The sequence below is a fragment of the Veillonella sp. CHU740 genome, from assembly GCF_003992055.1.
Lineage (GTDB): Bacteria > Bacillota > Negativicutes > Veillonellales > Veillonellaceae > F0422.
Genome location: NZ_RQVD01000002.1, coordinates 87,779 through 109,827 on the forward strand (window position 1 = coordinate 87,779; position 22,049 = coordinate 109,827).

16 protein-coding genes, 1 pseudogene and 1 riboswitch are annotated in these 22,049 nt (G+C 37.2%); of the genes and pseudogenes, 2 read left to right on the forward strand and 15 right to left on the reverse strand.

Annotation, left to right across the window (positions count from 1 at the left end; all coding sequences use genetic code 11):
* Positions 1-9: 9 nt before the first annotated feature.
* Positions 10-140: riboswitch (FMN riboswitch) on the reverse strand.
* Between the two features lie 89 nt (positions 141-229).
* Together EO115_RS01785 and EO115_RS01790 are read right to left on the reverse strand one after the other, a co-directional pair.
* Complete coding sequence (locus EO115_RS01785; RefSeq protein WP_126937281.1) at positions 230-1,159, reverse strand: suppressor of fused domain protein; 930 nt, start codon at positions 1,157-1,159, stop codon at positions 230-232.
* A gap of 196 nt (positions 1,160-1,355) precedes the next feature.
* On the reverse strand, positions 1,356-4,172 hold the full coding sequence (locus EO115_RS01790; protein WP_126937282.1) for an FAD-binding and (Fe-S)-binding domain-containing protein: 2,817 nt from the start codon (positions 4,170-4,172) through the stop codon (positions 1,356-1,358).
* 226 nt (positions 4,173-4,398) lie between these two features.
* Here EO115_RS01790 and EO115_RS01795 point away from each other — a divergent pair, with 226 nt between their 5' ends.
* Positions 4,399-4,893 carry an S-adenosylmethionine decarboxylase family protein gene (locus EO115_RS01795; RefSeq protein WP_164724028.1) on the forward strand — a complete coding sequence of 165 codons (495 nt, stop codon included), beginning with the start codon at positions 4,399-4,401 and terminating at the stop codon, positions 4,891-4,893.
* Positions 4,894-5,034: 141 nt separating this feature from the next.
* On the opposite strand, the gene EO115_RS01800 is transcribed toward EO115_RS01795, so the two are convergent.
* From EO115_RS01800 to EO115_RS01810, 3 genes are all read right to left on the reverse strand, one after another.
* Complete coding sequence (locus EO115_RS01800; protein WP_126937284.1) at positions 5,035-5,514, reverse strand: dCMP deaminase family protein; 480 nt, start codon at positions 5,512-5,514, stop codon at positions 5,035-5,037.
* Between the two features lie 13 nt (positions 5,515-5,527).
* Positions 5,528-7,996, reverse strand: coding sequence for a leucine--tRNA ligase (leuS, locus tag EO115_RS01805; protein WP_126937285.1), 2,469 nt, complete (start codon positions 7,994-7,996; stop codon positions 5,528-5,530).
* 87 nt (positions 7,997-8,083) lie between these two features.
* A complete protein-coding gene (locus tag EO115_RS01810) occupies positions 8,084-9,544 on the reverse strand; it encodes a glycosyl hydrolase family 18 protein (RefSeq protein ID WP_164724029.1) in 1,461 nt (486 codons plus the stop codon).
* 311 nt (positions 9,545-9,855) lie between these two features.
* On the opposite strand from EO115_RS01810, the gene lgt reads away from it, so the two are divergent.
* A complete protein-coding gene (lgt, locus tag EO115_RS01815; RefSeq protein ID WP_126937287.1) occupies positions 9,856-10,668 on the forward strand; it encodes a prolipoprotein diacylglyceryl transferase in 813 nt (270 codons plus the stop codon).
* A gap of 49 nt (positions 10,669-10,717) precedes the next feature.
* Here lgt and trmFO read toward each other — a convergent pair whose 3' ends face one another.
* The 10 genes and pseudogenes from trmFO to EO115_RS01865 form a co-directional block, all read right to left on the reverse strand.
* Positions 10,718-12,037 (reverse strand): methylenetetrahydrofolate--tRNA-(uracil(54)-C(5))-methyltransferase (FADH(2)-oxidizing) TrmFO, encoded by a 1,320-nt coding sequence (gene trmFO / locus EO115_RS01820; protein ID WP_126937288.1) that lies wholly within the window; start codon positions 12,035-12,037, stop codon positions 10,718-10,720.
* Positions 12,034-14,283, reverse strand: coding sequence for a type I DNA topoisomerase (topA, locus tag EO115_RS01825; protein WP_371413235.1), 2,250 nt, complete (start codon positions 14,281-14,283; stop codon positions 12,034-12,036). Before topA ends, trmFO begins: the two co-directional genes overlap by 4 nt.
* Before the next feature lie 15 nt (positions 14,284-14,298).
* Positions 14,299-15,402 (reverse strand): DNA-processing protein DprA, encoded by a 1,104-nt coding sequence (gene dprA / locus EO115_RS01830; RefSeq protein WP_126937289.1) that lies wholly within the window; start codon positions 15,400-15,402, stop codon positions 14,299-14,301.
* Position 15,403: 1 nt separating this feature from the next.
* Positions 15,404-16,988, reverse strand: a pseudogene (locus EO115_RS01835) (YifB family Mg chelatase-like AAA ATPase).
* Between the two features lie 17 nt (positions 16,989-17,005).
* Entirely contained in the window at positions 17,006-17,362 is a 357-nt protein-coding gene (locus EO115_RS01840; RefSeq protein ID WP_126937290.1) for a YraN family protein, read from the reverse strand.
* A 211-nt stretch (positions 17,363-17,573) separates the two neighbouring features.
* The gene (locus EO115_RS01845) at positions 17,574-18,377 is read right to left on the reverse strand and encodes a ribonuclease HII (RefSeq protein WP_126937376.1); all 804 of its coding nucleotides are present in this window, start codon (positions 18,375-18,377) and stop codon (positions 17,574-17,576) included.
* A complete protein-coding gene (gene ylqF / locus EO115_RS01850) occupies positions 18,364-19,257 on the reverse strand; it encodes a ribosome biogenesis GTPase YlqF (RefSeq protein ID WP_126937291.1) in 894 nt (297 codons plus the stop codon). Before ylqF ends, EO115_RS01845 begins: the two co-directional genes overlap by 14 nt.
* Before the next feature lie 229 nt (positions 19,258-19,486).
* Positions 19,487-19,828, reverse strand: a complete 342-nt coding sequence (gene rplS, locus EO115_RS01855) for a 50S ribosomal protein L19 (RefSeq protein ID WP_062402893.1) — start codon at positions 19,826-19,828, stop codon at positions 19,487-19,489.
* A gap of 123 nt (positions 19,829-19,951) precedes the next feature.
* On the reverse strand, positions 19,952-21,199 hold the full coding sequence (locus tag EO115_RS01860) for a DUF4261 domain-containing protein (protein WP_240628897.1): 1,248 nt from the start codon (positions 21,197-21,199) through the stop codon (positions 19,952-19,954).
* 133 nt (positions 21,200-21,332) lie between these two features.
* Entirely contained in the window at positions 21,333-22,046 is a 714-nt protein-coding gene (locus EO115_RS01865; protein ID WP_126937292.1) for a DUF4241 domain-containing protein, read from the reverse strand.
* Between the last annotated feature and the right edge of the window lie 3 nt (positions 22,047-22,049).

Consider the following 22,049-nt stretch of genomic DNA (forward strand, 5'->3'; position numbering starts at 1 on the left):
CTACCAATATACTGTCTTTTCCCATCCAGACTTTACTGTCGGTTCCGGAATACCACCGGATCTGCTCCTAAGAGCTTGCGGACTATTATACCGCCGGTCAGGAATTGAGGTTTCCCTCGCACCTTGCCTCAAAGACTCGTGTATTTGATTGTTGTTCTTATCTTCAAAAGATGAGTTTATTGTATCATACATTGCTTGATATAGCAATGAAAGTTGCCATTCAGAGTAACTATATCACTGACTTTCGATTATAACTTGTCACATCAGTGCCAAGTTTTTCATACAATTCTTTTTCAGTAATCTTTCGGTTCCTAATCGCTTGTAACTCTTTTTTTGTAATACCAATCAGTGCAATGAAGTCCACACGACCATAGGGTGTTTCAAGAGATAGTAAGTCCTTATCGGGAACTGTAATAAATGCAACAATGTTAGATGTACCTGCAATATCTATACCGATATTTTTCCTTAAAGAACTACCCTTCACTAAATAAGTATCTTCATAAGGCTTTACTATACTATTTTCTTGTATAATATATTTTGCAAACTTCTGTAAAAGCAACACTATATAAAGCAGTTCTTTTTGTTCCTCTGATTGATTTTTATATTCACCACGTTTTAATTTTAATGTTAATTCTGTACCAAATCCACTTTTTGTTTGGTCCTTACTCTCTTTATCATGCAATTCTGTTAATCCATATGTAATGAAGTGAAAATAATCTTCTTCTTTATGTATGCTAATTTGCTCTAAAGGTTCTGTTCCGCCTGATTCCCAAGCTATTTTCGGTGTGTAGTATCTTGTATTCTCCCACAAGGGATGTACACGTTTCACTTCATTTTCTATAGCATCCATCCCATAGCGGTGCGTTTCTATAGCAGGAGAAGACTCATTGGACTCATTGGACTCATTGGACTCACTGACTTTCTTAGGTGCAATCTTAGCAAATTTACTGTTTGGTCTATCCAAATTAAAATCGTACCAAGGGTATCTTATATCATAAGGAGTTGCAGTACCAGCATAGTAACTTGTTCCTTCCTCCATATTACTAGTTCCAGTGATACCGCTCACCTCATTATCTGCTACACCATCCATAGCAAGAGCTCCAAAGTAGATTTGTCCTATCACAGCTGTTAATAGTAACATCTTTTTACATACTTTCATTATATCTCCTTTATCTATACTGACAAAATATCAGATATATATATTATATCAAAGCATTATCTCTATTCCCATCCTATTTTTTAATCCTACTACTCGTTGTATCAATAGTTCTTCCATGACTTTCATAATAACATAAAGAAAAGCAGCCCCATAGGAACTGCCTTTCATGAATGACTATTCTATTGTATCGTATCAATTATTTAGAGCATGCATCTAACAGGTACGCAATACCAATAAATGGAATACCTGCACGCTCTCCTAATCCAATTTCACATGTGGAGCTAGAACTTACTCCTAGAGTCGCTCCGTATTCTTTTACTTCATCCCCTAAATCACGTGTAGCGGAATGGTTCAATTCCGGTGTAAAGAAACCTTTTTGACCTGCAAAGCCACAGCATGCAAAGGATTTAATATTGAATACTTGATCTGTACATGCACGAGCAATGAGTTCAATGTATTTTTCTTTACCCACTTTTTTAATTTTACATTGTTTGTGAACAATAACACGTTCTTTACATTTCACAATATCTAATCGTGGCACAATATGTGTATATAAGAATTCAGATACATCCAAAATTGTTACCGATTTAATATGTTTTAAGGCATGTGAGAAACAAGCAGAATGATCAATAACCACTGGATACACACCACCACAGCTTGCTTCTAACAAAGCATTCTCTAAATCACGCAATGCCCGTTTATCAATATCTTCATAGTTTTCAAAACTTAATCCACAGCATAAGTTTTCAATATGAGGTGGATAAATGACATTGTAATTAGCCTTTTTACATAAGTTTTCCATAACTTGTTGTAAACTACGAGTATCTTTTTGACCTTGATTTGGTTTAAATGCTCGGTTAGCACAGGTACTGAAGTAAACTACATTATCATTACCTACTGTATTACGTTGATTTTTTAATGTATGACGATTAGCTTTTGGCAATGTAGTAGGTGCATATGGAGTAATTCCAGTTAATTCATGAGCTCCTTTAGTAATCTTAGAAATTAATTTTTGAGTCAGAACTTTACCAGCTGCACCACCTAATGTAACCCCCATACGAGCTGCTGCCAAAGTTGCTGGGAAGTTGTCATAAATTGCTTCTGCAATACCATGACCTTTTGCAGTCACTTTACGAACAGATAAAGCAATTTGTGCTGTATCAATACCTAGTGGACATAACATAGAACACATAGAACATGCCGCACATGTGTCGACACCATAATATTGATAACCTTCTGCCAATGCATCTGCTTCTGCATGTTTACCTTCTTGACGGAGACGAGTTTCTTCACGAACTAATGAGATACGTTGACGAGGGGTCAATGTAATATTTTTAGATGGACAGTTTTTCTCACAGAATCCACATTCAATACACATATTGAACAATGGATCGATAGCTGCCATCGCTTTTAGGTTCTTTTTATATACATCTGGGTCATCTGTAATGATAACATCAGGGTTGATTAAATAATTAGGGTCAAATAATTCTTTGATGCGGCGATTTACTTGGTATGCTTTCACACCCCACTCTAATTCTACGAATGGAGCCACCATACGACCAGTACCGTGTTCCGCTTTGATACTACCTTCAAGGGCTGCCACGCGCTCAGCCATTTCTTTCACTAAGCCACTGAAATTATCTCGTTCTCTAGGATCATTCAAATCTGGAGTGATGATAAAGTGTACGTTACCACTTAAAGCATGACCGAAGATGATACCATTATCCATAAAGTCATAGGTATGGAACAATTCAGTGATCATTTCAATACCTTTTACGAAGTCTTCGATTTTAAAGCATACGTCTTCGGTAATAACTGTAGAGCCCGATTTACGTTGGCCAGCGGCGATTGGTAACAAGCCTTTACGGATATACCACCAAGAATTATATTCTGCTGGATCTGTGGAATACAAGCTCGGAATAATAGTTGGAATATCTTTTAATTGATTTTTAATATATTCTACTTGTTCAGCTAATTCTTGTTCATTATTACTTTCAGATTGGAACAAGATACAGCTAGTTCCCTCAGGTACCCCACGTACGAAATCAGGCACTTGCTCAAGGTTTTGTACACTCTTCAAGCTAAGGTAATCCATCATTTCCGCAGATACAACGTATTTACGACCCATGTTAGCTAAGGTAACAACCGCACGAGATGCATCGGATAATTCTTTGTAGAATACAAGACCACAGGCTTTGAATTTTTTGTCTTCTACTGTGTTATACACCACTTCAGATACAAAGCCTAATGTACCTTCAGAACCGATGAAGATGTGGTTCAAAATATCTACGATATCTTCAAAGTCAACTAATGTATTAATGGAATAGCCTGTTGTATTTTTAATTTTAAATTTGCGTTGGATTAATTCCACTAATTCAGGGTCATCAAAAATCCATTGGCGAAGATCTAATAAACCTTTCACAAGATCTGCACGAGATGTTAAGAAGGATTTCACACTAGCTGGGTCGCTGGTATCTAAAATAGTGCCATCCACTAGTACTACACGAACAGATTTCACTGTTTGATAAGAGTTTTCTACGGTACCACAGCACATACCAGAGGAGTTATTATTGAAAATACCACCTACTAATGCACTGGCAATAGTAGCTGGATCGGGACCAATTTTACGACCGTAAGGAAGTAATTTTTCATTTGCATCAGAGCCAATAACACCGCAGTCGCAACGCAACGCTTTGCCACCATCAAGAACTTCCATCCGTTTAAATCCATCATTAGCAACAATTAATACATTATCACTGGATGCTTGACCAGATAAAGAAGTTCCTGCTGCTCTAAATGTAACTGGTGTACCATATCGATTCGCCAATTCTAATAAACGAACCACTTCTGCTTCATTGTTTGCTTTCACCACAACTTCTGGCACATAGGAATAACAAGATGCATCTACACCATAGGCATAGCGGTGTAAAAAGTCTGTAAACACTCTGTCAGGACAAATCGCAGCTGCCTCAGTAGCAAATGAGGAAAAATCGTAACGTAACGGTGCTTTCATAATAGGACCTCCTAGCATTACTGCATGTATCAATCTTCACAATGTTGAACCACTTGTTCAAAAAATCATAGAACACTATGTTATATTTATAGCTTATCATATATTTAATACTAAGTAAATTCTTTAATAATTTTTTATAATTATTGCTATTACATAAAATCATGATAAATTTACAAAATTATATTTTTCTTATATAATAGATAAGGAAATGAAAGTAGGTGACAAAATGCACGTATTAGGGGAACATGTATTAATCGATTTATATTCATGTATTGACGAAAAAATAGAATCTCCTGCTATTTTACAAGAAGCCATTGTGAATGCTCTGGCTATTACAAATCAAAGAGTAGAAGAAATTAACTGCCAAATTTTAGATGACGAAATTTTCTTAGTTGCAGTATCTCACCACTGCCATGTCATTCTTCATGCCTATCCACAAATTGGTTATGTAGCAGCAGATATTTATACATTTGAACGATCTGTAGAAACAAAAGTTATTATGAAAGAACTACAACGCTCTGTAGGATCTGAAAAAGTAAAAGCTACTAGTATTCGTCGTGGTGACTTTGGCAATGAACGAGATATGAAACCTCGTAAACAATCTTCATTAACTACTATGGGGCGAGTAACACGTACTCGAACTCGCTTGACAAAAACAGGTAAGAACATCACTAGCAAAGGAGTAAATGCTCTAAAAAAAGTGATGGGTACAAAAAAATAATATCGAACATAGAAACGGCTAGTTACTCATGGAAACTAGCCGTTATTTTGTTCGGTATTATAAAATTGATAGATAAAAGGCTGAGTCTAAATATATCCTATCTAGATTTCAGCCTTATTAATATATGGTTAGACTATTCAATTATAGCTGCAATGATAAGCGTCTACCACTTGGCTCATAGGCAGTAATAGTAACACCGGCAGTTTGAAATAACCGTTTTGATGCTTGCACTTCCCGAGTATCCTTGTAATCATCACGCCAATAGATAACTTCTTTAATACCACTTTGAATGATAGCTTTTGCACATTCATTACAAGGGAACAAGGTGACATAGATTTTACTGCCTTCTAAAGAACCACCTCGATAATTTAAAATCGCATTCAGTTCACTATGAACAATATAAAAGTATTTATTGTCTTCTTCGCGATTACGATTCCAAGAAAAATCATCATCATCACAACCTAAAGGCATACCGTTATAACCGATAGATAAAATTTTATTATCATCGCTAACAATGCAAGCCCCTACTTGTGTATTAGGGTCTTTGGAACGCTGCCCTGCAAGCATGGCAACGCCCATAAAATATTCATCCCAACTAATATAGTCCTTGCGCTTTTCCATGGGGAACCTCGACTTATTTTACGACAATATTAATTAATTTTTTAGGTACTACAATGACTTTTACAACAGTTTTACCTTCTGTAAATTCTTGTACACGTGGCAATGCTTTCGCTGCTGCTTCTAACTCTTCTTTAGATACAGATACTGATACTGTCAATTTATCACGTACTTTACCATTCACTTGTACAGCTACTTCTACTTCATCTACTACAAGTGCAGATTCTTCATAGGTAGGCCAAGAAGCCGCATGAACAGAACCTTCAAATCCACATTCATGCCAGATTTCTTCTGTAATATGTGGAACAAATGGAGCTAGCAATAATGTTAATTTTTCAACTAACTCTTTCGCCAAATCGCTTTGTACTGTATCATGACTATCTTTAAATTGGTACATAGCATTTACCAATTCCATAACGGTGCTGATGGCAGTATTAAAATTGAATTTACCATCTAAATCTTCTGTTACTTTTTTAATAGCGCGATGTAATTCACGACGCAATGCAGTTTCATCTTTAGATAAGCTATCATGATGACCCGCTGTGCCTAATTGTTGATATGTATCGATGATACGCCATACACGACCTAAGAAACGATACGAACCTTCTACCCCTTGATCGCTCCAATCGAGGTCACGATCTACTGGCGCTGCGAATAAAATAAATAAACGAGCTGTATCTGCACCATATTTCGCAATGATTTCTTCTGGAGATACTACATTGCCTTTAGATTTAGACATTTTAGAACCTTCTTTTAGCACCATACCTTGTGTTAACAAGGCTTTGAAAGGTTCACTTACTTCTACTAAACCAATGTCATGTAATACTTTAACAAAGAAACGAGCATATAATAAATGCAAGATAGCGTGTTCAATGCCACCAATGTATTGGTCTACATTCATCCAGTATTTTGCGATTTCTTTATTGAATACTTCTTTATCATTACGAGCATCTGCATAGCGTAAGAAATACCAAGAGGAATCAATAAATGTATCCATTGTATCAATTTCACGTCGAGCAGGACCACCGCAGCATGGACATGTCGTGTTTAAGAAGTTTTCAGATGTAGCTAATGGAGAAATTGCACCACCATCAAAAGAAACATCTTCTGGAAGTTTTACTGGTAATTGATCTTCTGGAACTAATTGTTCTCCACATTTTTCACAGTACACCACAGGAATTGGACAGCCCCAATAGCGTTGGCGAGAAATCAACCAGTCACGAAGGCGGAAGTTTACAGTTTTACGGCCTGTGCCTTGTTCTGTAAAATAATCACCTAATGCTTGACGAGCTTCTTCAGAAGTTTTACCACTGAAGTCGCCGGAGTTCACCAATATACCATCTTCTGTAAAGGCAGAATCTAACGTTTGGAAGTCCAAATCTTGAGCACTATTTTGGATGACCCAATTCACAGGTAAATCATATTTTTTCGCAAAGGCATAGTCTCTTTCATCATGAGCTGGAACACCCATAACAGCACCAGTACCATAGTCTGCTAGTACATAGTTAGCAATCCAAATTGGCACTTCTTTGCCCGTAATAGGGTGTGTCGCATAGGAACCAGTAAACATACCTACTTTCTCTGCTTCTGTAGAAGTACGTTCAATATCACTTTGGTTACGCAATGTTTCAATGAAAGCTTCTAATTCTGCTTTATTAGATGCATCTTGAATCAATTCTTTTACATATGCATGCTCAGGAGCTAACACCACATAGGACACACCAAATAAAGTATCTACACGTGTTGTATATACCTCAAAGGATTTATCAATTTTAGGCACATGGAACGCAAATTGAGTGCCTTCACTACGACCAATCCAATTGCGCTGCATTGCTTTTACGCGATCTGGCCATTGGTCTAATGTATCTAAATCTTCTAGCAAACGATCTGCATAATCAGTGATTTTTAAGAACCATTGTTTCAAGTCCTTTTTCACCACATCATTGTCACAGCGCCAACATTTTCCGTCGATAACTTGTTCATTCGCCAATACTGTGTGGTCGTGTTCACACCAGTTAACTTTTGCTTCTTTTTTATAGGCTAAGCCTTGTTTATAAAATTGTTGGAATAACCATTGTGTCCAGCGATAATAATCGTCTTTACATGTAGCTACTTCACGACCCCAATCATAGGATAAACCCAACTCTTTTTGTTGACGTGTCATGTTGGCAATATTATCTAATGTCCAATCTTTTGGAGATACACCATGTTTAATAGCTGCATTTTCTGCAGGCATACCAAAAGCATCCCATCCCATTGGATGCAACACATTAAAACCACGCATTTTTTTGAAACGTGCTACCACATCACCAATAGAATAATTACGCACATGTCCCATATGCAAATTGCCAGATGGATATGGGAACATCTCTAACACATAATATTTTTCTTTACTTGGATCATATTCCGTTTTAAAAACACCTGATTCTTCCCAATATGTTTGCCATTTCTTTTCAATATCTTGTGCCACGTATTTCTCGTACATGCTATGCCTCCTCATTTGTATGATTTATTACATTTAAGTATACTCTAATTATCGCCCAATATGCAAAGATTTTTTATAAGCTACAACTTATTTCCTCTTAAATGTTAATACCACTTCTTTACCATCTTTTACAATCGTTGTAGAACGTGTTCCTGTGCTATCCTTTATATCTTCTTGCTTATCTTTATGTTTCTTATCTTTTTTCTTATCTTTTTGTTTCTTATCTTTTTCTTTCTTATCTTTTTTCTTGTCTTTATTATCTTTCTTACTTTGAGATGCTTTTGTCTTTGTTTCTTGTTTTTCTAACTTTTCCAAAGCACTAGGTTCAGTCTGTTTCACACCATCTTTGTGATACACGCTGTCTAACGCATAACTAATAACCGGCCATGCTTCTGGTGATTCAAATCCTTTCCTCCAGGCGGCTACACCAGCTAAATTAAGATCATTCACGATTGACATTTTATAGCTTAACGATTGAGGATCTTCAAACCAAATTTTAGTAATAGACCCTTCATATGGTTTTGTTTCATCATATATACCATATGTACCATTCGTATTAGTGAAAGTTACATAATTAGCTTTTAGCTTATCATCCCAACGTATTGCCTCTTTAAAAGTTTCTTCTAATGCTAATGCTTTCGTCATAGCCAAAGTTTTACCTTTAGCTCTCCCTTGCCAAGAACCTTTTACCGGAATAGTCCATTCTCTCATATAAAATGGCACCCCTAAGATAAGTTTTGAGTTAGGTACTTCTGACAATACTGTTTCTGCATGGTTTCGAACCCATGGATAGGATGCTACTGGACCTGCCTTATCACTGGATGCCCAAGTTTCATCATAGGCCATAAGTATCACATAATCTACGGAGTCCGCGTAGCTTTTACGATCATAGGACTTAGACCAATTCTCACTGTCTGAATATCCTGTAATATCAATAGATGAATATAAGTTATTATCACGTAATCCTTTGGCCAGAAAATCAACAAACTTTGCCATCTGCGCTTTATCTTTGTAATGGATATTTTCAAAGTCAAAATTGTACCCATCATATCCATATTCAACAGCATAATTCACAAGCCCTTGTTTATACCGTTCCCATAGAGATTCATTTTTTAATATTTTACTTGTCAAATCAGGATTAAACTGATTTGTAATTAAGGGCCATACTCGATATCCTTTGTTCGTGTATTCTTTAACATATTCATAGGATAACTTAGAACTTTCTTTTAATCCTTTTAGCTCCAATTCAAACCAGCTAGGCGAGATAATTGATGTACCAGACTGTACATACTTACCTTCATACTTTGGTTCAGATACAAAAGGATCAAATACTATCGTAATCGGCAATGTTATCTCTTGTCTTACAGGAACATGCAGCATATGTCCCTTATATTGTACCTTCTTAACATCTGTTCCTACTTGTACAGTTTCCTGTGAAGCTTGACCGTAAGGAATATGAATCATTGCTTCTACTTGGTGATATCCTCCTACTACAACCCAAAGAGATACACCTAAGATGATACTTTTTATACACTGTATACGTTTCATAATAGCTCCTATCAGCATACAATTCCGTATGCATCTACACCGTTGTTCTTTAACTAATTATAAGCTCATTAAATATTTCGTAATCTATCATTCTTTTATTGAAAGTATATATAGTTCCCAAACTGGATAACTAGTATATTATACCATAGATAGAAACACTATATCTAAAATATCCACAACTTTATTATAAAACTATCAATATAATCATTAGAAACATAGAGTCTTCTATCGTAATTACAGACATTTTATGATACACTACAATGGTAGGATATATCGTAATACTATAAACAGAAAATATAAAAGGAGGATGTATGCATCAATATTTATTCTTTATAGGAGAGTTTCCTATTCGCGCCTATGGTCTATTATTGGCATTAGGTATTATTAGTGCCGCCATTGTGGGCTATTTTATTATGAAAAAAGATGGCCGTGGTTGGGAAACGCACATGGTTGACTTTACGATTACTGTTGCTATTGCCGGGATCATCGGTGCTCGCTTATGGGATGTATTCTTCTTCGATTGGGGATACTACCATAATCATATATTAGAAATCCCCTATGTATGGCAAGGTGGTATGGCTATCCAAGGTGGCGTGTTATTAGGTGCTATAGCAGGTATCTATTATTTAAAAAAACACAATGTGGATCCTTGGGCATTCGCTGATCTATTTGCTCCAGCACTCATGGTTGGTCAGTCTGTGGGACGTATGGCCAATCTAATGAATGGTGATGCCTTTGGACATCCAACAGGTGGTAATTATGGCATCATTTATCCAGAGACTACTCTAGCCTATCGCACATATGGTAATCAACCCCTATGGCCAGCAGAGATTTGGGAAGGTCAAATCGATATCATTTTATTTGTCATTTTATTATTAGCAAATGTATTCCCTCACAAAAAGGGTCAAATCTTTTGCCTATATGCCTTCTTATATTCTGGGTTGCGCTTCTTCCTAGAATTCTTACGAGGTGACTATGTCAACTTAACCTTGGGATTTAAATCTGCACAAATTACTAGTTTAATTGTAATGGCTATATCATTTGGGATCTGGCTATATCTACACTATAAAGGAACAACAGATACACATGTATTCCCTACAGTGAAAGGCAAAAAACAAAAATAATACAAAGAGGAAAGGATGTATATAACAACACCTTTCCTCTTTTTCTTATCTAAGACAATACGTCTTCTGCTGTAATTAATGCATCTAATTCTTCTAACGCACGTTGCGCAATCAATGCATTCTTTTCTTTTTTCTTACGTACTTTTGCCCCCCAAGGTTCCATAATACCAAAATTTATATTCATAGGTTGGAAGTTCGATCCTTCATAGGCACTAATATAGTGGCTTAATCCACCTAATGCTGTTGTTTTAGGGAACGTAACAAACTCTTTTCCACGAAGCATACGAGCTATTTGAATGGCTGCCATCATACCTGCTGCGGCTGATTCTAAATATCCTTCTACACCTGTCATTTGACCGGCAAAGAACAAACGAGTATCCGACTTTAATTGAAATGCATGATTCAATAACTCAGGAGAATTGATGTACGTATTACGATGCATCACGCCATAACGAATGAACTCTGCATTTTCTAGCCCTGGAATCATTTGGAAGACTCTCTTTTGCTCTCCCCATTTTAAATGGGTTTGAAAGCCCACTAAATTATACATAGTAGCTTCTTTATTTTCTTTACGTAATTGTACCACTGCATGCCACTCAATATTGTTCCGAGGATCTACAAGCCCTACTGGTTTTAATGGTCCATATCGCAATGTATCCACCCCACGGGATGCCATAATTTCAACCGGCATACAGCCTTCAAAATAGATTTCTTTTTCAAAGTCTTTTGGTTGCACCACATCAGCTGTAGTTAAGGCTTCATAAAAAGCATCATATTCTTCTTTTGTCATAGGACAGTTCAAATAATCTGCATCACCTTTATCATATCGGGATGCGGCAAATACTTTGTCATAATTCAATGACTCAGCTGTAACTATCGGTGCTGCAGCATCATAGAAGTAAAAATCCTTTGATCCTGTTAAGGCTTTGATTTTAGCCCCTAAAGCTTCAGATGTTAATGGACCACTAGCAAAGATGACAATTCCTTCTGTTGGAATCTCAGTCACTTCTTCATGAATCACTGTGATTAATGGGTGTTCTTTGATACGTGTTGTGACTCTTTCACTAAAGGCATGACGATCTACGGCCAAGGCACCACCTGCTGGTACCTGTGTGGCATCCGCAGATTCCATAATCAAGGAATCTAGACGACGCATTTCTTCTTTTAAAAGACCTACTGCATTTTCAATCGTATTCGCCCGAAGCGAGTTAGAACACACGAGCTCTGCAAATTGATCGGTATGATGTGCCGGTGAAGAGACTTTAGGGCGCATTTCATATAAATGTACTGGAATCCCTCGTTTAGCCAGTTGATACGCCGCCTCTGATCCAGCCAGACCAGCGCCAATAATAGTTACATATTCATTCATTCTTTATCTTCTTTCTTTGTTCTAGGTTTACGTTTTGGTCTAGTTTCGCAGTCTGCATTAGAGCAAAACTGTTTCGTCGTACCATTTTTATATACTTTTTCAGCCATTAAGCTACCGCAAACGGGGCAGGTTGCATTGATTGGTTTATCCCACATCGTAAAGTCACAGTCTGGGTACCCTTCACACCCATAAAACAGACGACCACGTTTTGATTTGCGCTCTAAAATCTCATGTTTTTTACACTTAGGGCACATGACGCCTGTGCTAACGGTAATGGATTTAATATTTCGGCAATTTGGATAGTTTGAACATGCCAAATATTTACCATATGGGCCTAGTTTATATACCATATCATGGCCACATTTTTCACAAAGAATCCCACTTTTTTCTGCCTCAATTTGTATTTTTTCAGCAGACTCAGCCTCATATAATTCTTTTTCAAATCCTTCGTAAAATTTATGAATAACAGCTTCATAAAAATTGGTACCTTGTGCAATATGGTCTAAATCTTCTTCCATAGAAGCCGTAAACTTTGTATTAATGAACTCTCCAAAATGGGACGTCAAAAACTCTACCACAGCAAATCCTAACTCTGTAGGTATAAATTGTTTATCCTTACGCTCTACATAATTTCGTTTTAAGATCGTGTCAATTGTGGCTGCATATGTACTTGGACGTCCAATACCTTGTTCCTCCAACACTTTTATAAGGCCAGCCTCTGAATATCGACTTGGTGGTTGTGTAAAATGTTGAACTCCATCCATAGAAATAGGTTCTACTATGTCTCCCTCTGCAAAATGCGGCAACATATGGTCCTCTTCTTTTTTAGTGTCCTCATAAACCTCTGTGAACCCCGCAAATAATACACGACTCCCAGTAGTTTTTAATGTATAGTCATCTATTTCAAATTGTACTGTCACCGTTTCATTTTTTTGTGGTGCCATTTGGCTAGCTAAAAAACGATTCCAAATTAATGTATACAACTTTAATTCATCACTGGTTAAATAAGAAGCTACCGCTTTAGGTGGTAGTTCTAACATAGTAGGGCGAATGGCTTCATGTGCATCTTGAGCATTAGCTTTTGTGCCAAATATATTCGGTTTTGATGGATAAAAATCTGGTCCAAATGTTTTTAGAATATATGATTTAGCTGCCTGTTGCATATCTTTTGAAACCCTTGTGGAGTCAGTACGCATATAAGTAATCAATCCCACATGGCCATAGCCACCAATTTCTTTACCTTCATACAAATGTTGCGCTGCTGCCATCACACGCTTAGCATTCATATTTAGCTTACGTACACCATCTTGTTGCATCGTGGATGTCGTAAAAGGGGCTGGCGCTTTTCTACTACGCTGACGTGTTTCTACAGTTCGAACAGTCGCCTTTCTATCGCGAATATCTTCTAAAACTGCAGTGCTTTCTTCTTCATTAGAGATACTTAATTTATCTTCCCCTTTATGCGTCACTACTACGTCAAACGTTTCTTTGGTACTTGTCTTATACTGACCTTCTATGGTCCAATATTCTTCTGGTACAAAGGCCTGTATCTCTCGTTCACGATCACAAATAATCCGTACTGCTACTGATTGTACTCGACCAGCACTAAGACCTTTACAAATTTTTTTCCACAATAAAGGGCTTAATTTGTAGCCTACAATTCTATCTAACACACGACGCGCTTGTTGCGCATCAACCATATGCATATCAATAGGTCTAGGATGCTCCATTGCCTCTTGAATAGCATGTTTAGTAATCTCATTAAAAGTAACACGACATGGTGTAGTTCCATCCATATTTAAAATATGGGCCAAATGCCACGATATAGCCTCTCCTTCACGGTCAGGGTCAGTGGCCAAATAGATAGCTTTTGCTTTATCTGCTTCTTTACGCAAATCTTCGATCACTGCTTTTCTACCTGGTACATTTAAATAGCGTGGTAAGAATCCATTTCCAATAGATACACCCATTTGCATCTTAGGTAAGTCTCGCAGATGCCCCATACTTGCTTTGACCACATAGTCTTCACCAAGAAACTTTTCAATTGTATTTGACTTGGCAGGTGATTCCACAATAATCAACGTTTTACCTTCATCATTATAAGCTCTTGTAGCCTCCATCGTGATAGGCTCAGGACGCATCACCAAAGGTCTAGGCTCTGGTGCTTTTGTGCGCTGTTTTGCATCTGTAGTTGTCTCTTTATCTTTTTGTTTCGTTCCCGTCACAAAGGATCTAGTAATGGCCAAGAATCATTTCCTCCTCTAAACTTGAATGACATACCCTTGAGCGGTATGCATAATCAACTTTTTGAGCTCTAATTGTAACAACAAACTATGAAGAGAAGATAAAGTGTACCCTGTGCTTCCTATCAATTCCTCAATAGTAGTGACACCACTTGGATTCATAGAAGACAATATTACTTGTTCTTCATCATTCATATGACATTCTTTGCTACCCTCCATGTTACTATACTTTGTGGCCTTTTGCCAACCATATTCATGCATGACTTGTTCAGGATCTGTTAAAACAGTAGCACCTTGTTGGATTAACCAGTGGTTACCATCACAGGTATGCGTCAATACATTTCCTGGTATAGTAAATACATCTCTACCTTCATTGATAGCCATATCTGCGGTGATGAGAGATCCACTGCTCGCCTTTGCTTCCACCACAATAGTACCTCTTGTCATACCGCTAATAATTCGATTCCGCAGAGGAAAATGATGTGCTTTAGCTTGTATATGCGGTCCATATTCTGATAATAATAAACCCTCATTATCTAAAATCTCTAAAAATAACGAGCGATTACTCCTTGGATACACCACATTGAGACCACATCCCATAACAGCTATCGTTGGAGTCTGACCCTGTAATGCGCCTTCGTGACTTGCCCGATCAATCCCCATAGCCCCACCGCTAACAATAATTACACCAAGATTCGATAAGGATCTACCAAAATATCGAGCTACTTGTACACCATAGGTAGAGCATTTTCTAGCTCCTACCATGGCGATAGATTTCTCCATAGATGTTAATACTTCTATATTCCCTCTTCCATAAAGCACCATTGGACTATGGTAGATTTCTAACAAAGATGAAGGATACATAGACGATTCTCTTGTAATAACCTGTATATTATATCGTTCTAAATCTTCTTCTAATTGTTGCAAATAGGTTTCATCAATCGGCCTATGATTTTCATCGTATAATTCGTAGGTACAGCCTAAGGATGGATCAACACTATGATGAATCACATGATGCCATGCTTCCTTCGCACTTTGATAATAGGTCAACAAATGCTCTAGGCTGGCATTACCCAATCCATTCACATGTTGTAAGGCGCTAGTATAGATTTCCTCTTTCATATTACAATCCCTCCTGAACTTGACGATAACTCAAGGCCTCAGCAATATGATGCGGTTCAATGCAATCTGATGTTTCTAAATCAGCAATGGTTCTAGCTACCTTAATGATTCGATCATAACTACGTAGACTTAAATGCAATGTAGTAAATGCAGAGTCTAATAATTCTTTTCCTTCCTCTGAAAGTGCTCCGAATTTTTCTATATCACCATGACTCATATGAGCATTGACCTGGATGTTAGTTCCTTTATAGCGTTTCATTTGAATCTCCCTAGCTCGAATGACACATTCACGAATATATGACGTGGTCATAGTATCTTTAGGCCCATGTATATCTGTTAATGTAGGTCTTTCGATGGGAACGATTAAATCCATCCGATCTAAAATAGGACCCGATAAGGCTCGTTGATAGCGTTGGATCTGTGTGGCCGTACATGTACATTGATGATCTTCATTGGTGCCAAACCAACCACAAGGGCAAGGATTCATAGCCATCACAACAATGCAATCACTAGGATAGGTAGTAGCCATGCCGATTCTAGCAATATGAACCTGGCGTTCCTCTAAAGGCTGTCGTAGAACTTCTATAACAGGTCGTCGAAATTCAGGTGCTTCATCTAAAAATAAAACTCCCTTATGTGCTAGTGTGATCTCCCCTGGTCGCGGCAATTGACCACCACCAGCCATCGCGACGAGGGTGCTTGTATGATGAGGGCTCCTAAAAGGGCGTTGCTCCATTAAACGACCACGTGTTAATAATCCCATAACACTATAGATTCGACTCACTTCTAACTGCTCTTCTCGAGATAAAGGGGGTAATAAATAGGGTAACCGTTTCGCTAACATCGTTTTTCCAGATCCAGGAGGACCAGTCATTAATAGATGATGTCCACCAGCTGCTGCAATTGCAAGAGCACGTTTCCCCATCGCCTGACCTTTTACATCACATAAGTCCAATATTTCATCATTCGTATCTTCCTTCTGTAATAATGGCTCTTCTACTACTGAAGATGACTCCATATAGGTTTCTATATTTTCTGGACGTTGTACGACCTCTACAACTTGAGCTAATGTATTCATCCCTAGTACCGGCAATGAAGATCCGGCTTTTGCTTCGTCACTATTTCTTTTTGGAACAATGATATCTCTAATAGTAGATATACTCTGCATGGCTTCTACCTTGTGAAATGTAGGATTTGATACACTCATCACCATAGATAACATACCGATTACTGGCTGTAACGAACCGTCTAATGAAAGCTCCCCTATAAACACATGTTGAGAATCAGCAACAGATCCTCTTTTCTTAGATTTGCCTTCTTCTAATACCCATCGCAATCGCTAAGTCTAAGGAAGATCCATCTTTCCGAATATGAGCAGGTGCTAGATTGACCACAATTCGTTTCATAGGAAACTCAAAACCACCATTCTTTATGGCAGACCGAACTCGCTCTTTTGCTTCTTTTACAGATGTAGCTGGTAGCCCAACAATATCAAAACTAGGTAAGCCTGGACTAATATCAACTTCAACGGTCACAACATATCCATCTATGCCATTAATACAAACTCCATAGGTTTTTGCATACATGATACTCCTCCTATCTCCTATAGCTTACATCCTTTCATTTGCCGTATTTGTGGTTCTCCATCCTGTGGTACATACACCTCTATAACATCAAAACGAATGTATTCATAATGAATGTCACGTGTAGCCAAAAACATAGAAATAACGCTCCGTATATGTTGTTTCTTTTTCCAGTTTACAGCCTCACAAGGCATACCATACGTCCTACTTCTTCTTGTTTTCACTTCCACCACAATAAGCCCTGCATCTTGCATAGCAATGATATCAACTTCCCCAAAACGGTATCGTAAGTTTCTCTCCAACACTTGGTAACCATGCTTGTCTAAATACTTTGCCGCTAGCGTTTCCCCATAGCGTCCTAATTCTATATGATTCATAATTACCTCCTTAGTTCTACCTTACTTTCATTTTGAAAGAATGTAAACATCACATACTACACTGTTAAGAGTGTGTAGCACTAAGAGCGTTATAATCTATTGATATATTTAAATATGAGGTTATAAATTGAATGAAAAATAAAAAGCACCCTTATAAAGTCGATCTATAAGGATGCTTTGTATATATATATCTATTTAGTTTTACTCATGTCTATATATCTTCTACTGGTTTACCTGCCACAATGGATTTGATAGGTTCAAAACTATGTCGATGCAAGGGAGTAATCCCTAAGTCTTTAATAGCCTGCTTATGCACATCTGTATAATACCCTTTATGGATAGCAAAACCAAACCCTGGATATTCTTCGTCCATAGCTTCCATAAAGCGATCCCGTGTTACCTTTGCCACAATGGAAGCGGCCGCAATAGATGCACTTTTAGAATCCCCTTTAATCAGAGATTCTACTGGTACCTCTAAGTCTGGTAATTTCATGGCATCAGATAGCACAGCTTCTGCCTGTACAGGCAAATTGTGTATAGCTTCGTACATGGCTTGTCGTGTAGCCTCATATATGTTCAAAGCATCGATTTTCTCTGCCTCATAAGACACACAATGTACAGCTACTGCTACCTCCATAATTTGATCAAATAAAACATCACGCTTTTCCGGAGTCAGCTTTTTAGAATCATTTAATCCTACTAGCTTGCAATGAAGCGGTAAAATAACAGCGGCTACTGTGACAGGGCCTGCAATAGGGCCTCTACCCACTTCATCAACACCAGCTACTAAAAATTTTCCTTCTTCATAAAAACTTCCTTCATAGGTGTACATAGCTTCCAAACGTTGTTGCTCTTCTAAGACTTTTTTCTGCTTTCGTAAATACACACCAGCTGCGTGTTTCACAGATTCACGAGAATCTTCTAATGCCCATTGTACATAATCAAAAGGGCATTCACCTTGCAATAGATTTTTAATATCTTTAACTTTAAGTTCCTGAAACTCACTCTTCGTCAACATAGTACGGCTCCTCATCGACGCCATCAAAGGTAATATATCCCAATTTATTATTGCGGTAATCGGTTAAGATCACACGACGTACCTTGTCATAATCTACGACGCCACCGCTTACTAAACAACCCCGACGACGACCAATTGCTTCTAGCATTGTATCTACCGATGTCCGCTCTTCTTCCGTCAATTTATACCGTTCATGCAATAATGTCGGTTCATGCTCTTCTAAATATGCCAATAACTGCTTGATAACAGAGTCTAAATCATATACATCATCGGAAATAGCTCCTGTCATCGCTAACCGTGCAGCCGCTCGTTGGTCTTCAAACTTAGGCCACAACACACCTGGAGTATCCAACAGTTCCAAATTCTTACCTACTTTCACCCATTGTTGACCTCTTGTATGACCAGGTTTATTGGCAGTTCTTGTCGCCGCAGAACCAGCTAATTTATTAATTAAAGTAGATTTTCCTACATTGGGTATCCCTAGAATCATAGTGCGCACTGTGCGACCTTTAATACCTTTTTTTAACCATCTATCTATAATTGGTTGAGCTAAAGATTCTACAGTTTTTACTAACTGTTTATTACCTTTGCCATTTTTAGAATCAATAGCAATGGCATGAATACCATCATTTTTGAAAAATTCAATCCATTCTTTTGTAGCTTTCGGATTTGCCAAATCGCATTTATTTAAAATCACTACATGTGGTTTATCCCCGACTAATTCTCGGATGACTGGGTTGGCACTACTCCGTGGAATACGCGCATCTAATAATTCGATAACCACATCTACTTTCTTTTTATGTTCCGTAATCATACGAGTGGCTTTGGCCATATGGCCAGGGAACCACTGCACGACTGGAAAAATTTCTTGACTCATACTTCACCTATTCGTCTATTATTTGTATTATACAATTATTTTAATCAGTCTATTCCCATGCAATTCTTGTATCTATCATGGTACTACTATCAAATTACATCATTTCTGTGAAAGTATGTACTTAGCACTATGAAAAGATTTGTAATAGTAATAAAAATATATGGTTTTTGCAATAGGAAATAAAAAAAGGCTAGCCATAGACTTACGTCTCATGGCTAACCCTTTTAAATTAGCGTTTTTCGCGAATACGAGCAGCTTTACCAGTAAGGCTACGTAAGTAGTACAATTTAGCACGACGAACGATACCGCGACGAGTTACTTCGATTTTTGCTAGACGTGGGCTGTGAAGTGGGAATACACGTTCAACACCAACGCCAGAAGCGATACGACGAACTGTGAAAGTTTCACGAACGGAACCACCTTGACGGTTGATTACTAAACCTTCGAAAACCTGAATACGCTCACGGCTACCTTCCACAACTTTTACGTGTACTTTTACAGTATCACCAGCGCGGAACTCAGGAATGTCAGAGCGAAGCTGTTCTTTTTCTAATACATCAATAATATTCACGATTTTTTCCTCCTATTTTGCAGACGTTCATTACTTACACCTTATAAGCAGAGGACCATCTCAAATTAACAGTATTATTCTATCATAAATGAAAGTTTTTATGCAAGAGGGATTTTAAGAATATTAATAAGAAATCTTTAGTGTGTCCTGATCAGGAAGAGCAACGCCTTTACTCCGTGTGATTTGATGGATATCATCTGTAGAAAATCCTATTGTTTCTCCATCCTTAAATTCCACATCATCTTGCAATACATATGATGAAATTGAAGATATAAACGATAGCAATTTTCCTGCTTCTTCATCGACATCTAAGATTTCAAGCTCTAATTTTCCAAAAGTTTTCATTCCATAAGTGTAGGTAGATAGCCCATTTTTACTCCTATATAAGCCGAACCATACCCAGGTAAAAATTGGAAGCTCCCCATCTCTAATCATCTCAGCAGATTGCATATAATAACTAGGCTCAAATACTACACCACATGTGAATACGCCAATGGCGTTTTCTTGCTTGCAGCAAGTAGCCATGATTTTCGTATAAAGTATGCCCCTTGATATTACATCTTCTTCATCCCCCAAAATAGCTACAATAATGTGAGCCTTATGAGTCTTTGTAACCTCTACAGCCTCTTCCCACATCCAATTATTTTCTGCGTTTATTTCAGCTTCTTCATTTGGTACAGGTGTAGGGAATTTACTGATTATAATTCTATATTTATCAAAATCGGTAACGATTGTATCTTCATCTTCCGTATCTTCTTTTGATAGTTCAATTCCCCAATCCGCTTTTAAAACGCTGATTAATTTTTCTTTATCCCATAAATCCTCTGAAAGTAAAACACTTCCACAAAATGATCCTACAGTTTCCTCTTCTGATGCAGAACCTTCTTCGTTAGCATAGTTAGAATGTATATAGTAATCATATATATGCGGAAATGATGCTTCTTTTGACTGTACGGTTTCTTGAAGCTTCCAATTGTAAAAAATTTCTTCTGCACACCAATTCTTTACTTCATCATCCATGCTTTTTTCACAGGCTTTATCAAACATAGCAAGTACCTCTTCCACTTGGTCACTAGCTATTGGAAAATCTGTGTGAAGGAGTGAATACCCATATCGGTAATACCACTTTGCATCTCTTTCTTGCTCCGGTATAAACTCCATGATTTTCATTGCCTTATCATAGGATGCAACATTATTATAGGAAGCGCCAAGTAGACTAAGAAGTAGGTTGCTTAGGCTTTCTAAAGGAACAGCACTCAACAGTTCGATAATTTTATCAGGCTCTCCTGTTTCATGAAGCGCCTTAATTATATTGTTTTTTTCATCTTCTTTTAATGAATTAAATTCGTTATTCATTATTTCTTTGTTCATAAGTGGGTATCCTTTCTTATAAAATTTGAATCACTATGTTTCACAGATTATTATAATCATCAATCGTCAAAATTATACATTCTTATATTGACATTTACAATTTAATAAATAGTCCATATATCCCCCTTTGAAATTAATTTATCGGTATATACTCTAAAACAATATCACAAAGATTTCCCTTTTCATCATACCCAAAATATACAGGATACTGTCCATCTCCAAAACCAGACTGAATCATAGGAATTGATAAATCTGTATTAGGGATTTTAAAGTTTATCCAATCTCCATCTTCTCTTTGAAATTTTGGATTTTTTATGGCATTTTCTTTAAATTCCTTTGCAAAAAAATCATTATAAATATTTTTTTCAGTATTTTCTTTATACCACTTCTCTACAAAATCACAATATTTATCTCTTGTTTCTACATCAACTATAGCTGCCAATCCTGCATCAACCATAAATCCAAAAACACTTTCATTATCTACACCTTCTAGGTTTTCATCACCTTTTAAAGCTTCGTAATAAATTACAGGATTATTTTCATTGAATTTTACTCTTGTAAGTACATAACGATAGTATTCTTCTTCGATTTCTGCTACCAAAGTTTCAATGCTATACTTTCCTCTTGGTACTTTGGTTAAGTAAGGTTTTTCTTCTCTACTCAGCCAAACCAAAGGATCTCTTACCAAAAGTTCTCCCGTAGGAAATATGATTTCTCCCATTTCTAAAACAAATAATTTTTTTCCATGAATTTCATTTTTTTCAAAAACTTCTGCATAGTTCATAGGGGCAACTAATAAATGTTTTACTGTTTCGTATTTTTCAATCCATTCTTTTGTTGTCTTCATATA